8 protein-coding genes are annotated in these 14,862 nt (G+C 67.7%); 6 read left to right on the plus strand and 2 right to left on the minus strand.

The window, feature by feature from the left end; genetic code table 11:
- Positions 1–40: 40 nt before the first annotated feature.
- On the minus strand, positions 41–1,177 hold the full coding sequence (locus NUV79_RS02845) for an ABC transporter substrate-binding protein (RefSeq protein WP_257731577.1): 1,137 nt from the start codon (positions 1,175–1,177) through the stop codon (positions 41–43).
- 248 nt (positions 1,178–1,425) lie between these two features.
- Here NUV79_RS02845 and NUV79_RS02850 point away from each other — a divergent pair, with 248 nt between their 5' ends.
- Positions 1,426–2,691 (plus strand): alkyl sulfatase dimerization domain-containing protein, encoded by a 1,266-nt coding sequence (locus NUV79_RS02850; protein WP_257731578.1) that lies wholly within the window; start codon positions 1,426–1,428, stop codon positions 2,689–2,691.
- Positions 2,692–2,697: 6 nt separating this feature from the next.
- Here NUV79_RS02850 and NUV79_RS02855 read toward each other — a convergent pair whose 3' ends face one another.
- Entirely contained in the window at positions 2,698–3,210 is a 513-nt protein-coding gene (locus NUV79_RS02855) for a DUF4142 domain-containing protein (RefSeq protein ID WP_257731579.1), read from the minus strand.
- Positions 3,211–3,358: 148 nt separating this feature from the next.
- On the opposite strand from NUV79_RS02855, the gene NUV79_RS02860 reads away from it, so the two are divergent.
- The 5 genes from NUV79_RS02860 (at position 3,359) to NUV79_RS02880 (ending at position 14,854) form a co-directional block, all read left to right on the plus strand.
- Entirely contained in the window at positions 3,359–4,114 is a 756-nt protein-coding gene (locus tag NUV79_RS02860) for a hypothetical protein (protein ID WP_257731580.1), read from the plus strand.
- 106 nt (positions 4,115–4,220) lie between these two features.
- A complete protein-coding gene (locus tag NUV79_RS02865; RefSeq protein WP_257731581.1) occupies positions 4,221–6,233 on the plus strand; it encodes an autotransporter assembly complex protein TamA in 2,013 nt (670 codons plus the stop codon).
- Positions 6,233–10,549, plus strand: a complete 4,317-nt coding sequence (locus NUV79_RS02870; RefSeq protein WP_257731582.1) for a translocation/assembly module TamB domain-containing protein — start codon at positions 6,233–6,235, stop codon at positions 10,547–10,549. Before NUV79_RS02865 ends, NUV79_RS02870 begins: the two co-directional genes overlap by 1 nt.
- A 405-nt stretch (positions 10,550–10,954) precedes the next feature.
- Positions 10,955–12,247, plus strand: coding sequence for a porin (locus NUV79_RS02875; protein ID WP_257731583.1), 1,293 nt, complete (start codon positions 10,955–10,957; stop codon positions 12,245–12,247).
- A gap of 369 nt (positions 12,248–12,616) precedes the next feature.
- A complete protein-coding gene (locus tag NUV79_RS02880) occupies positions 12,617–14,854 on the plus strand; it encodes an OmpA family protein (protein WP_257731584.1) in 2,238 nt (745 codons plus the stop codon).
- Positions 14,855–14,862: the final 8 nt, after the last annotated feature.

Raw genomic sequence — 14,862 nt, forward strand, 5'->3', positions numbered from 1 at the left:
TTCGCTCCGTCCGGGATCACGTCGAGGGTATGCTGGCTGCTTACGGCTTGATCCGCGGCAGGGTGGTGTTGATCACCTGCTTGCCGTTGACGACTTCGGCCAGGAAGCTCTCGCGGTCGAGGTCGCCGTTCTGCTCGATCACGGTGTCGATCATGATGCCCGGCTCCTCGCTCGCCTTGATGGTCGCGCCGCGCAGCGTGTCGGCGAGGCCCTTCTTGTCGAGCTTCTTCTGCTTCTCGGTCGCCCATTTCACCATGAAGACGGCCATGTAGCCCTTCACGCCGTTATGGTCGGAAGCGAAGCCGTATTTCTCGCGGTAGCGCTTGCCGAATTCCTGCAGGGCCGGGATCGGCGCATCGGTCGAGAGGCCGACATGGCCCCTGGCGCCGTTGGCGGCGTCGCCGGCCAGCTCCAGCACGCGGGCGCCGAGCAGGGTGGTCTCGCCGATCATCGGCTTGGTGATGCCCTGCTGCTTGGCGGCGCGCAGGAAGCGGGCGCTCTCCTCCTCGTTCAGATAGACGAAGACGGCATCGGCATTGGCGTTCTTCACCTTGATCGCGTCGGCGGTGAAATCGGCCTGGCCCTGCTCGGTCGAGACATCGACGGCGACCTTGATGCCGGCCTTCTCGAGTTCGGGCAGGATGGCGTCGCGGCCGCCCTTGCCGAAATCGTTATTGACCCAGACCACGGCGATCGAACCGGCCTTGACGGTGTCCTTCAGGTATTTGGCGATCTTCGGCATCGCCGCCGTCTGGCTCAGCGAGGTCCGGAAGATGTAGGGGTTGCCCTGCTTGGTGAAGCCGGCCGCCTCGCCGCCGACGATCTGGGCGACTTCGGCGCGCTGCGAGATCTGCATGGAGGCGCCGATCGGGCCGGAGAAGATCGGCCCGAGGATGGCGTAGGCGCCCTCGTCGATGCCGCGCTGCACGGCGGCGCGGGTGTTCCCCGGATTGGTCTGCGTGTCGTAATGGACGATCTCGACCGGCTTGCCGAGGATGCCGCCCTTGGCGTTGATGTCGGCAATGGCCATGTCGGCGCCGTTCTTCCAGTTGGTGCCGGCGGCGGCGCCCGCACCCGACAATTCGATGACGTCGACCAGCTTGACCTTGTCCTGCGCCTGCGCGGGCAGGCTGAGGGCGGCGCCGAGCACGGCGGCCATGACCCAAAGCGATTTCATTCCCTGACTCCTCCGGACGTTTCTTGTTCACACGCGCGGTCTTGTTGGCCGCGGCGCCCGCACGCTTCTTGCCGGGCTTTGGGGCGCCATGTCCAGAGGCGAAAGGGTTTGGCGGGGTTGAGGTTTTCGCTTTGCCGGGGATGAGGCCGGCGGATCCGCTGACGCCTGCTGTCAGCATGCGGCCACGCCGGCCTGTCGCGGGCGGTCGATGGTGCTAAACAGGCGGGGATTTCGCCAGAGGACGCCGCATGACACAGGACCCGCTATTCGAGCGCCTCTGGGACGGCAGCGCGGCGATGGAGGAATGGACCGCGTCGGTCTCGCATGGCGCGATCACGCAGGTGGACGACACCATCATCACCGTCCACACCACCTATTTCTGCGGCAGCGTCACGGCGATCCGGACGCGCGAAGGCCTCGTCCTGATCGACACCGCCAAGCCCGATACCGCCAAACAGACGCTCGACGTCATCCGCTCCTGGGACGATGGCCCGATCCATACCGTGATCTTCACTCACGGCCATATCGACCATACCAGCGGCATCAAGGTGATTGACGAGGAGGCGGATGCGCGCGGGTGGCTGCGCCCGCGCATCGTCGCCCATCGCAATGTCGCCCGGCGCATGCAGCGCTATGTCGACTCGCACGGCTTCAACAGCTTGGTGCAGAGCCAGCAGTTCAACATGCCCGGCTATGTCTACCCGATCGGCCAGCGTCGTCCCGACGAGGTCTATGACGACACCCTGTCGCTGGCGATAGGCGGGGAGCGGCTCGACCTCTTCCATGGCCGCGGCGAGACCGATGACGCGACCTTCGTCTGGTTGCCGGAGCGGCGCGTGCTGGCGAGCGGCGACTTCGTGATCTGGGTGTTCCCCAATGCCGGCAACCCGCGCAAGGTCCAGCGCTATGCGGCCGAATGGGCGCAGGCGCTGCGGCGCATGGCGGCGCTCAAGCCGGAGATTCTCATCCCTGGCCATGGCCCCGTCGTCTTCGGGGCGGAGCGTGTCGCGCGGATGCTGAGCGACGGCGCCGAGGCGCTGGAACATCTCGTCCGCGAGACGCTCGCGCTGATGAATGCGGGGGCGGGGCTCGAAGATGTCCTGAGCAAGGTCACGGTGCCTGCGAGCTACCTCGCCAAGCCCTATCTCCTGCCGAAATACGACGATCCCGAATTCCTCGTCCGGGGCATCTACCATTTCTATGCCGGCTGGTTCGACGGCAATGCGGCTCATTTGAAGCCCGCTCGAACCGCCGAACTGGCAGCTGAATTGGCCGAACTCGCCGGTGGCGCCCGCAAGCTGGCCGAGCGTGCCGAGGTCTTGGCAGGGCAGGGGCAGAACCGGCTCGCCGTGGCATTGGCGGAACTCGCGGCGGTGGCCGTGCCGGATGACCCTGAGCTCCAGGCCATCCGCGCAGCGACGCTGCGCAAGTTGATCGACGGCGAGAACTCGCTGATGGGCAAGGCCTTCCTCGCCGTCTATGAGCGCGAGGCCGAGGGGCGCTCGAAGGGCTGAGGCAAGCTAGGGCGCGACCGGCAATTCCTGCGACTTGCGGTCGAGTTCGCGGAACACCGGCAGCGATTGCGCGGCGAAACGTTTCAGTTCTGCATCGTCGCCTTCACTGGCATAGCGCTCCATCAGCACGGCGGCTTCGTGATGCGCGTTGCGCTGGGTTTCGACATAGGCCCTGTCGAAGGCCGCTCCCTGTTTGTTGCCGAGGTCGCGCAGCAGGTCGAGATGGCGCCCGTCGGGCCGGTCGGGCAGGGCGATGTCCGAGCGCTTGGCGACGATCCGGCGCAGGCCGCTGGTCGCCGCGCCCTGCTCGCCGGTCAGTGCGTGTGCGAAATCCTTGATCGCGGGCGAATTGGTCTTGTGCAGCGCCAGCGTCGCCGACTCGATCCCGAACATATGGGCGATCGCGGCCTGGCGTACGAATTCACGCGCCGGAACAGACGACTGCGCCTGAGCTGCCGAGCCCAGCAGAACCAGGCCGGCAAAGCCGTGCAGCAACGCCCGGCGAGAATGATGAAGCATCTGGGTCATGCTCGGGGAACGGGGAAGCCACGGCGAGGTTCCATGCGCCGCAATCCGGTGCCGGTGCGTTCAGCTGCCTTGTCGCCCCTGGCCTGCTGCGATAGCAGGGGCCGCGTACGCTCGCCCATTCGGATTCAGAGGAAGCCCCATGCCGACCACCGTCGAGACCGTGCGCGATGCGCTGGTGAAGGCCCGCCGCGAGCGTTCGCTGGCCGAGATCGCAAGCCTGCCGGTGCCGGCGACCCTCTCTGAGGGCTTGAAGGCGCAGGCGGGGGTGGGCAAGGCGCTGGGTCTTCCCGAACTCGGCTGGAAGGTCGGCATCGCCGAGGACGGCACGGCCGTCGCCGGCCTGATGCCCGGCCCCTGGCTGGCGCCCGGCGATGTCTATGACGGGGCGATCGGCGCGGAGCTGCGCATCGAGATCGAGATCGCGCTCCGGCTTGCCCGCGACGTGCCGTTCCGTCCGGCTCAAGCCTATTCGCGCGCCGAGCTGCTCGCCTGCTGCGACAAGGCCTATCTCGGCATCGAGATCGTCGAGAGCCGCCTCGCCAACTGGGCCGGCAATGTCGCTTTCCCGCTCTGGCTCGCCGATGCGATGGGCCATGGCGGCTATCTGATCGGGCCGGAACTCGATGTCGCCGTGCTGGACGATCTCAGCGGCCTGGATTGCTTCATCTCGCTCAATGGCGTCACGATCTATGACCAGCCGGCCGTTCACGGAAACGGGGATCCGATGACGCCCTTCCTCGCCTGGGCGAACCGCCAGAGCGACGATCTCGGCAGCCTGAAGGCCGGGCAGATCATCACCACCGGCAGCCTTTGCGGCGGCGTGCTCTCGCCCGGAAAGGGCGAGGTCGTGACGCGGTTGTCGCCGCTGGCGACCGTGACCTTAACCCTTCGTTAGCGGGAACGGTCGAGTCCTTGAGCATTGCGCATGCCTGCTCGCTGCCTATGATGGCGGCGGGCATGGGCATGATTTTTGAGTGTGGCGGGGGTTGCTTGGAGGGTGGATGCGGTTCTGGCGTAGGGCAGGGCATGCGGTCGCGCTGAGCGGCGGCTGTGCGCTTGCCACACTGCTGAGCCTGCAGGCTGAACCTGCCCGGGCTTTCGATCTGTCGTCGCTCGATGTGTTCGGCCTCTTCACCAAGAAGGACGAGCCGCCGCCGCCGAGCCCATCCGGCTTGCCCTACAAGCTCGAATTCGATCTCGGCGAGGCCGATAACGCCAAGGCCCTGACGCGCTCGCTGCAGGATGCCTCGCTGCTTTTCCGCCTGCGCCAGGACGCGCCGCCCGATGGCGAGTCCCTGTCGCGCCGGATGGCGACCGATCTCAACCCGATGCTGGATGCGCTCTGGTCGCAGGGCTATTTCAACGCCGATATCACGCTGGTCGTCGATGGCGTGCCGCTCAGGATCGGAGCCGAGCCCAATGCGGCGCTGGTCCGGGCGCTCGAAGCGCATCGAAATCGTGACGCCGTACCGATCACGGTCGTTGCCCGGCCGGGCAAGGTCTTCGGCCTGCGCAAGATCGATGTCGTCGAGCGCGACGAAGCCGGCCCGCCGGCGATCGCCGATCCGCTGAGGGTGTCCAGGCTCAAGGAGGGCGAGGCAGCCACCACGGCGACGTTGAAGGCCGCGCAGGCGGCTCTCGTCGACTATATGCGCGCGCAGTCGCGCCCACTCGCCAGGATCGTCGAGCTGCGGCCGGTCGTCGACCATGCCGCCGGCATCATGGACGTGACCTATGTCCTCGCGCCCGGCCCGCTCGCCGGCTTCGGCGACATCACCATCGGACAGACCGACGAGATCCCGCCCGAAGTCGTGCGCTCCTTCATCTACCTGGAGCCGGGCGATCCCTATTCGCCGAAGGCGCTGGCCGATACGCGCAAATCGATCGCGACGATTCCCGCCGTGGGCTCCGTCCGCATCCGCGAGGACGACAAGCTCGACCGGACCGGCAATCTGCCGATCTTCGTCGACGTGACCGAGAGGCCGAAGCGCCTGCTCGGCTTCTCGGCGCGCTATTCGACCGTCGATGGCCCCGCTGTGAAGACCTATTGGGAGCACCGCAACCTGTTCGGCGGGGCCGAGCGCCTGCGGCTGGAGGCCAGCGTCTTCTTCGCGCCGCGGATCGACGGCAGCAAGCTCCAGCGTTTCGGCGACTTCAAGGAATCCGATCTCGGCGGCCGCTTCGCCTTCAACTTCATGAAGCCTGCGCTGGGCGGCAGCCGCAATGACTGGCTGCTCGACGGCGTCGCGACGCGCGAGCGCGTCGGCCTCAATCGCTATGGCGGCTACACCGCTCGCTACGGCAACGTTACCACCGCGATCCGCCACCGCTTCAGCGACACCTTCTCGATCCAGGGCGGCATTGAGGTCGAGCGCGGCCAGACCAGCGACGTGCTGGGGCAGGTCGACTACACGCTCGTCGGCATTCCCCTGTCGGTGAAGTACGATTCCACCGACAACCTGCTCGACCCGACGCGCGGCTATCGTGCGACCGCCTCCTTCACGCCCTATCCGACCTTCCTCGGCTCGACGGTCGGCATCTACCAGACGAAGGCGAGCGTCTCCGCCTATTACGCGCTCGACGAGGATGCCCGTTACGTGCTCGCCGGCCGCATCGGCTTCGGCTCGATCTCCGGCGCCAGCCTCGACGAGATTCCGGCGACGCGGCGCTTCTATGCCGGCGGCGGCGGCTCCGTGCGCGGCTATGCCTATCGCAGCCTGTCGCCGCTCGGGCCGTTCGGCCGTGTCACCGGTGGGCGCAGCCTGCTGGAGGCTTCGGTCGAGGCCCGGATCAAGATCACGGACACGATCGGCATCGTGCCCTTCTTCGACGCGGGCACCGCCTTCGAATCGAGCCTGCCGGACGGTAAGCAGAAGCTGCAGATGGCTGCCGGCCTGGGCCTGCGCTACTATACCGGCATCGGGCCGATCCGGGTCGACGTCGCCGCGCCGCTCAATCCGCGCAAAGGCGACAAGCCGGTCGCGCTCTATGTCAGTATCGGGCAGGCCTTCTGATGCGCCGGCTCCTCACCATCCCGCGCCTCGCTTTGTTCGCGCTGCTGCTGACGGCGGGCTTCCTGTTCTCGGCGCATTTCGGCGGCTTCGCCCAGAACGCGCAGACCGATCGCGGCGTGATCGCCGACCTGATCTCCAAGGCCCTGTCGAGCGATTCCAGTCAGGTCTCGATCGGCCAGGTCAACGGTGCGCTGTCCTCCGATGTCGAGATCCGTGACATCGTGCTCTCGGACCGTGACGGCGCCTGGCTGCGTCTCGACCGCGTCCGCCTGATCTGGACGCGCAGCGCCCTGCTGCTGCGCCGGCTCGATGTCGACCGGCTGGAGATCGGCAAGCTCGAAATCCTGCGCAAGCCCGCGCCGCAGCCGGCCGGCGCGGCACCGCCGAGCAACGAGCCGATCCTGCCCGAGTTGCCGCTCAAGGTGATCGTCAGGGCGCTCCAGCTCAACGAGCTGGCCTTGGGGCAACCCGTTCTGGGCGTCGCCGCTCGCCTGAGCGCCAGTGGCGCCGCGCGGCTGGGACCGCCCAATGAGGGGCTCGACCTCAAGCTCGAGGCGAAGCGGCTCGATATGGGCGGGCTCTTCAATGTCACCTTGTCCTTCGTGCCGGAAAGCACGCGCCTGCAGCTCGCGGCCAAGCTCGACGAGCCGGCGGGCGGCCTGATCTCGAAGGCCGCCGGTCTCCCGGGCGAGCCTCCGGTGAAGCTGGACCTCAACGGCGACGGCCCGCTCGACGCCTTCCGCTCCAGCCTCGTCTTCACCGCCGGCCCGACCATCGGCGCCGACGGCTCCGCCACGCTGTCCCGTTCGGGTGCCGAACGTCAGCTTGCGCTGGCACTCGATGCCCGCATCGAAGGCTTGATGCCGGCACCGGTGGCGCCGGTCTTCACCGGCTCGACCCGGCTCGACGGTTCGATCGGCCTGCGGGACGATAGCGGCGTCGATATCCGCAATCTCGCGCTGGTCTCGGCGCTGGCGCGTCTCGATGTGCTCGGCCGCTACAATCCCGACAAGACGCTCGACCTGCGCGTCACTGCCGCCTCACGCCCCAATGCGGATGGCCGCACCGTCACGGCAGGCACCGAGATCGGCAAGCTCGCCTTCGACGCGACGATCCGCGGCCCGGTCACCGGGCCGACCGTCGTCGCAAAGCTGGACGCAAGCGACGCCAAGCTGCCGGCCGGGCAGTTCGGCAAGGTCGCGCTTGTCTTCAACGCGACGCCGACCGGCACGATCGGCGAGCCCGGCACCCGCATCACCCTGACCTCTGACGGCGAGGCGAGCGGGATCGTTCTGGCCGACAAGGCGCTGATGCGCGCGGTCGGCGACAAGGTCACCTTCACCTTGCGCGGCACCGGGCAGGATGACGGCACCGCCGATTTCGAAGCGCTGAAGCTCGCGCTCTCCGGCGTCGAGCTCGACTACAAGGGCAAGCTCGGCCAGGCGCGCGTGCTCGGCCAGCTCAAGGCAGCGTTGCCCGATCTCGCTCGCCTGAGCGGTCTCGCCGGGCGCTCGCTCACGGGGAGGGCGGATATCACAGCCGATCTCGATGCGACGCCGCGCACGAACAATTACACGGCGACGCTCGCCGGCAAGGCCGAGCGCCTCGCGACGGGCGAGGCGGCCCTCGACCGCCTGCTCGCCGGTAACCTGACACTCGCCGGTCGCGTCAATGCGCTCGCCGGAGATTATAACGTGACCGGCCTGCGCGTGGCCGGCCTGCATGCCGCCTTCACGGCGGACGGCTCGATCGGCCAGCAGCAATCCGACTTGAAGCTCGCGCTGAACCTGCCCGATCTCAAGCGCGCCGATCCGCGCCTTTCCGGCCGCGGCGACGTCACCGCCCGAATCACCGGGCCGCAGAACAGGCTCGATGCCACGGCCCGTATCGCCGTCGCGAACGCCACCGCACTCGCCCGGCCGATCCCGCGCCTGACCATCGATGCCGTCGCCAAGGACCTGCAGGGCGCGCTCGATGCCAGCGTCACGCTGGCTGGCGAGGTCGATTCCAAGCCGGCGACCGGCTCGCTGCGTCTCGCGCGTCAACCTGACGATAGCTGGAACCTCTCGACGCTCGATTTCGCGCTCGGCTCCGTCCGCCTGAACGGCGGCCTGACGCTCGATCCGGCGAGCCGGGCCGCCGGCCGCCTGACGCTCGCCGCCCGCAATCTCGACGATCTCTCGGCGCTGGCTCTGGCCAAGCTCGGCGGACAGCTCGACGCCGATATCGTGCTCGCGGCGCCGGAGGGCCGGCAGGATATCGACCTGACCGCCCGCGGCTCGCGGCTTGCTGGCCCGTCCTTCACCATCGACAAGCTCGATGCCCGCGCCAATGCCCGCGACATACACGGCCGCCCGATGCTCGATGCCGCGATCGCCATCGACCGCGCCGTCGCGGCCGGCGAGGCGATCAGCGGCATCCGCTTCGATTCAAAAGGCGCGCCCGATGCCAGCGCCTTCACCCTGACCGCCAATGCCCGCGGCTTCGCGCTGAAGGGCGCCGGCCGCCTCGTTCCGGGCGAACCCTTGAAGCTGGAACTCGCCTCCTTCGACGCGCGCCGCGATGGTCGCGCGATCACGCTGGCCAATCCTGCGGCCTTCAGCTTCCCGGCTTCCGGCGTCGAAATCGCCAATCTCGCGCTGGTGATCGACAAGGGGCGGGTGACGCTCGACGGCCGCGCCGGCGAGACGCTTGACCTGCGCTTCGCTGCCCGCGACGTGCCGCTCTCCGCCGCGAGCATCGCCGTGCCCAGCCTGAAGCTGGGCGGAACGCTGAATGCCGAGGCGCAAGTGAAGGGCAAGCCCGGCGATCTCTCGGGCCCGTGGAAACTCAGGATCGCGCAGCTCGTCACGCCCGAAACGCGTCAAGCCGGCCTGCCGCCGGTCGAGATCCAGGGCGAGGGCACACTCAAGGGCGATGCCGCCGGCATCTCCGCGACGGTGAACGCCGGGAAGGGTGCCAGTCTGACGGTCCGCGGCACCGCGCCGCTCAACGCCACCGGCCCGCTCGACCTCTCCGCGCAAGGACGCGTCGATGCCGCGCTCGCCAACACGATGCTCGCCGCGAGCGGACAGCGCGTCACGGGCGCGGTCGCCCTCGACATGCGCGCCGGCGGAACCGCTGCCGTCCCGCGTCTCAGCGGCAACGCGACCTTGACGGGCGGCAGCTTCACCGACGCCCTTCAAGGCATTCGCCTCAATGCCATCGAAGCGCGCATCGCCGCCAATGGCGACAACCTGACGATCGAGCGCGCAAGCGCCCAGACGCCGAACGGCGGTACGATCTCGGCGAGCGGGCAGGTCAAGGTCGATCCGGCGGCGGGCTTCCCCGGCAATATCCGCATTCGTGGCGACCGCGCACAGCTCGTCTCCAGCGGGCTGGTGACCGCCGTGGCGGGGCTGAATCTCGAAATCACCGGGCCGCTCGCCCAGCGCCCGCGTCTCAGTGGCCGGGTCGATATCGCTTCGCTCGAGGTCTCTGTGCCGGATCGCCTGCCGGCGACGCTCCGTCCGGTCGACGGCATCAGGCATGTGAATGCGCGCGGCGCTGCTGCCGCTCGTCTCGCTGCCGCCCGCAAAGCGCAGCAGGCCCGAGGACGCGGCCGCGCGGCGCCGGCTTTCGATGCGACGCTCGCCTTGACGGTCTCCGCCCCCAACAAGGTCTTCATCCGCGGTCGCGGCATTGATGCCGAGCTAGGCGGCGAGATTCGCGTCGGTGGCACCTCCTCTGCGCCGGCGCTCGATGGCGGATTCGAACTGCGCCGCGGCCGGCTCAGCGTGCTGACGCAGCGGCTCGACTTCAGCCGTGGCCGGCTGACCTTCGCGGGTGGGCTGATTCCCGAACTCGATTTCATCGCTCAGACCAGCGCCGGCGACGTTACCGCCCGGATCATCATCAGCGGCCCGGCCGACCAGCCGGTCTTCGCTTTCACCTCGCAACCCGAATTGCCGCAGGATGAAGTGCTGTCGCGACTGCTCTTCGCTCGCGCCTCGGGCTCCCTCTCGCCCTTCCAGGCCCTGCAGCTCGCCCAGGCCGCGGCTCAGTTCGCCGGTGGCGGCGGCGACGATACCTTCGAACGGCTGCGCCGATCGCTGGGCGTCGATAATCTCGACATCCAGATGGGGGCGGGCGGACCGACCGTCGGAGCCTCTCGCTATATCAGCGACAACATCTCCGTCGGGGTGAAGGTCGGCTCCAAGCCGGAGGATAGCGGCGTCTCGGTCGGCATCGACGTGACCAAGCGCCTGAAGCTCCAGGCTGAGACCGGGGCGGACGGCAGCGCTGCTGTCGGAATCGGCGCCGAGTGGGAATACTGAACAGGCTTCCCACGAGAATCGGGCTGCGGAGAGATTCGGCTCGAATCCGGTTTCCGATGGAGCGATTCCCCGGCTTCGCAAGGCAAAAATCGCTTGTGCGGTGCCGTTGGGGTTAATGCTTGGTGAATTTCGCCGGTCAAAGCGTGGCTCGCCTGCAACACCGGTTTTCAAAGCACCCCATTCCCGGCCTTGGGGCACGGATCGTGGTTGATCGGCGGGGCGGCTTTCGTATGGTGGGAATGCGTCGGGACGTTCCCGGTCGCTGTTTTTCGCCTTCGCCTCCGAAATAGGTCGGTGACGCAGGCGAAAGACCGGGAATAAGCAGGTTCTGCGATCAGGCTGAAAGTCTGGGGCGGGGGGCAGGCTGAAGCCCGAGGGTCTCGAAACTCTTTTGGAGGTTACCAAATGAAGCTCGTCAAGAGCCTCCTCCTCGGTTCCGCCGCCGGCATCGCCGCGGTCGCCGGGGCTCAGGCCGCCGACCTTCCCTCGCGGAAGGCCGCTCCGGTCGAATACGTTCGTGTCTGCTCCGCTTTTGGCGCCGGCTTCTTCTACATCCCGGGCACCGACACCTGCCTTCGTATCGGTGGTCGTGTCCGCGCTGAGTACACCTTCGGTGAGCGTTGGAACGCTGGCCAGGATTCGTACGGCACCCGCGCTCGCGGCCGTATCTACATCGACGCCCGCAACCAGACCGCCTACGGCACGCTGCGCACCTTCGTGCGTTACGACGTGACCACCAGCACGGGTTCGTACGGCTACGGCGGCACCAACGCCGGCGCCAACCGCTTCTCGGGTGTCAACGGCACGACCAGCGACAGCAGCCTCGGTCTCGATAAGGCCTTCGTGCAGTTCGGCCCGATCACCGCTGGTAAGGCGCAGTCGTTCTACGACTTCTACGCCAACGACTACGGCTTCAGCGTCCTCCGCACTTCGGATCGCTCGCCGAACCTGTTGGCCTACACCGCCACCTTCGGCGGCGGCTTCAGCGCCACGATCTCGCTCGAAGATCCGAAGACGACCGGTCGTCGTCCGTCGACCTTCGCCGCCTATCAGGGCACGACCTATCCTGACGTCGTCGCTTCGCTCCGCGTCGAGCAGGGCTGGGGCGCTGCTCAGCTGTCGGGCGCCATCGGTGATCGCGGCGCGTACTCGTCGCCCTTCGCTGGCGGCAACGGCGCTAAGAAGGACGAGATGGGCTGGGCCATCCAGGCCGGCGTGAAGATCAACCTGCCGATGCTGGCTGCTGGCGACGCCCTGTTCCTGCAGGCCGGTTATGCTGACGGCGCTCTCGAGTACCTCGGCTGGGGTACCGCTGGTTACGGCCGTCTTCCCGCCTATGCCGTCAACAACTTCGGCCCGAACGCTTTCGGCAACCTGAAGTCGAACACTGGCTACAACCTGGTTGCGGCTCTGCGCCACTACTGGACCCCGGCCATCCGTTCGGACTTCCTGGCTTCGTACTCGGCTCTCCAGACGAACGACGGCGCGATCCGCTCGGTCGATCCGAAGGAGCTGATCCTCGGCGCCAACCTGGTGTGGTCGCCGGTCTCCGGCCTCGACATCGGTGTCGAAGTCCTCTACTCGCGCACCGAGTACGGTGTTCGCGTTCCGGACGCCAAGGCCTTCGCCGTCAACGGTCGTACGATCAAGTCGGACGACGCCTGGACCGGCCGTCTGCGCATCCAGCGCGACTTCTGATCGGTTTCCGATCTCTGGTCAGGAAGCCCCGGGGAAACCCGGGGCTTCTTTTTTATGTGGGTTGTTCCGGCTTCGCTGTTGACGGAGGCCAGCCGCCCGGCCTGATCTGGTTCAGGCGTTCCCGTCACGGTCCCTGGGAATGTGGCTTAGGGCGCCCTTTGAATCGATATCTGCGGATCGCTCGACAAGCCGTTGAAAAAACAAGGGTGATCGCGATCTTGGGGTACCGCGTCTGGCTTGAGGGCGGCGCGGGCAGGGGGCTTGTGCATGTCTCAACCGGCGCGTTGGCTTTGGGGGCTGATCCCACTGGGCTTGTTGTGGGGAGCCGGAAATCTCGCGCTTGATTCCGTCATCGAGCGTGATGTCGGCATGCGCGCCGAACAGGCTGTGGCGGCGGCGGCCGGCACGACGCCGGGCGCCCGGCCGGTCGTGGCTCAGGTCGACGGCCGCGATGTCACGATCGGGGGTGAGGTCCTGTCCTCCGACGGAGCGAGCAAGGCCATGGCTCGGCTGCACGCCGAGTTCGGCGTGCGCAGGACGCTTGGCGGGCTTTCGCAGGTCGTCGCGCAGAAGCCCTATTCCTGGTTTGCCAGCCGCCAGTCGGACAGCGTGACGCTCGGCGGTTTCGTGCCGGATCTCGAGACCGCGTCGGCGAATGTGGCCGTTGCCGCCGCAGCTTTGCCCGGCATACGGATCGATGATCGTCAGGCCGTTGCCTTTGGTGCTCCGGAAGGCTTCGCGGCCATGGCCGTGGCGATGCTGGCCGAATTGCCGAAGCTCGCTACCGGCCGGGTCACGCTCGACGATGGCCGCTTCTGCATCGAGGGCAAGGCGGCTAGCTCCGATTCCTTCCTGTCGCTCGAGGCGGCGATGGAGCAGGCGGAACGGCCGGGTTATCGCGCCGTCAAATGCGACCTCGAGCCGCCGACGGTCGCACCCTACCGCTGGAGCGCCGAACAGGAGGCTGGCACCGGGGTGGTGTTGCGCGGTTCCTATCCCGACCAGGACGCGCGGGGCCGGATCCTGGCTGTCGCGCGGCAGGCTTTCGGCGCCGGTGCCGCCTTTCGCGATGAGATGAAACCTGCGCTCGGCGCTCCCCCTGCCTTCTTCGCGAAGGTTGCGCGCGCCCTCGGCGATCTGGCCCGGCTGCGGCAGGGAAAGGCTGAGATTAATGGCGAAAGCTACGCTTTGGCCGGGAAGGGGCCTGAGACCTACGAGGCGTGCCAAGCGCTGCGCCTGCAGATCGCCCAGCTGGATGGCCCGGATTCGGTTGCCCAGGCCGTGATCGAGTGTCCGCCGGCGCCGCCACCCGTGCCGGTGGTCGTTCCTCTGCCCGAGGTGCCGGGCCTGGTTCTGCATGATGTGCTGCCGATGCCGCCGAAGCCGGAAGGCCCGGTGACCTCGCCTGCTCCCGCGGGCCCGCAAGGCGTGCTTCCCGGCTCACCGCCAGGCGCGCCGCTCGCCGCTCCCCGAGCGGTTACGCCGGTGCCGCTGGAATGGAGCGCGACTCGGGGCGAAAGCGGTCTCCGCCTGACCGGGAAACTCCCGGACGAGTCTGCTCGCGCCGATATTCTCGTCGCCGCGCGCAGCCGTTTCGGCGAGGCCGCGCTCGATGACCGCATGGCGATCGAGCCGGCGCTTCGGTCCGAGCTCGCTCTGCGGACGACCATCGCCTTTGCCCTCGATGCTCTGTCGAAGCTCAAGGCAGGTTCGGTGACGATCCGTGACAAGGCTTTTGCGATCGCGGGTGAGGCGGCGGATGCCGCGAGTCTCGCGGCCCTGCAGGAACTCCTTTCCCGCAATGCTCCTGCCGGCTTGAGGCTGCCCGACTTGCCCGAGAGCGTCGTCGTGCGGCCCTACGGGCTGTCGCTCTCTGCGGATCGGACCGGCTTGCGGCTCTCCGGATACCTGCCCGATCAGGCGACACAGGCTGCGTTGCGCGCGTTGATCGCGGATTCGCCGTTGAAGGATCGGCTCGAGGATGTGACCACGCTGGTTCCAGGCGCTCCGGCCGGCTTTGCCGAAGCGGCCCGGGCCGTGCTTGCCGATCTGCTGCGCCTCGATCTCGGCTCGGCCTCGGTGGTGGACGATCGCATCACCTTGCGGGGCCTGACCTGCCGCGACCTGATCAAGAGCGAAATCGAGACCAGCGCCGCCACCGGCCTGCCGCAGGGCTTCAAGGTCGATGCGATGGTGGGCCTGCGCCAGACCGGTTGCGTTGTTGATCCACCAGCGAGCTGCCAGAACGATCTCGACGGTTTGACCAGGCGCAATACGGTCCTGTTCGGCCAGGGAACGTCGGTCGTCGCGCTTGATGCCAAGACCGAGCGCGTCGTCAGTGAGGCGGCTGCCATCCTCAAGAAATGTCCGGGCTCTCCGGTCGTCATCGAGGGGCACGCCAATCGTGACGGCGAGCGGCGTGGCTTCGACAATGCGGATCTGTCCTTGCGCCGGGCGTTGCGCGTGCGGGACGAACTGGCGCGGCGCGGCATCGACCCCGCGCAGCTTGCCGTCAAGGGCTATGGCAGCAGCCGGCCGCTCGTGCCGCACGAGGCGTTGGAAGCCCGCGCGATGAACCGCCGCGTGCAGTTCACCGTGGCGAAGTAGGAGGCTGA

This window comes from Allobosea sp. 47.2.35, from assembly GCF_024655635.1.
Classification (GTDB): Bacteria; Pseudomonadota; Alphaproteobacteria; order Rhizobiales; family Beijerinckiaceae; genus Allobosea.

Coding starts and splice junctions, on each gene's coding strand:
- NUV79_RS02875 (WP_257731583.1), top strand. CDS start 10,955: ATGAAGCTCGTCAAGAGCCTCCTCCTCGGTTCCGCCGCCGGCATCGCC.
- NUV79_RS02880 (WP_257731584.1), top strand. CDS start 12,617: ATGCGCGCCGAACAGGCTGTGGCGGCGGCGGCCGGCACGACGCCGGGC.
- NUV79_RS02850 (WP_257731578.1), top strand. CDS start 1,426: ATGACACAGGACCCGCTATTCGAGCGCCTCTGGGACGGCAGCGCGGCG.
- NUV79_RS02845 (WP_257731577.1), bottom strand. CDS start 1,177: ATGAAATCGCTTTGGGTCATGGCCGCCGTGCTCGGCGCCGCCCTCAGC.
- NUV79_RS02865 (WP_257731581.1), top strand. CDS start 4,221: ATGCGGTTCTGGCGTAGGGCAGGGCATGCGGTCGCGCTGAGCGGCGGC.
- NUV79_RS02870 (WP_257731582.1), top strand. CDS start 6,233: ATGCGCCGGCTCCTCACCATCCCGCGCCTCGCTTTGTTCGCGCTGCTG.
- NUV79_RS02855 (WP_257731579.1), bottom strand. CDS start 3,210: ATGCTTCATCATTCTCGCCGGGCGTTGCTGCACGGCTTTGCCGGCCTG.
- NUV79_RS02860 (WP_257731580.1), top strand. CDS start 3,359: ATGCCGACCACCGTCGAGACCGTGCGCGATGCGCTGGTGAAGGCCCGC.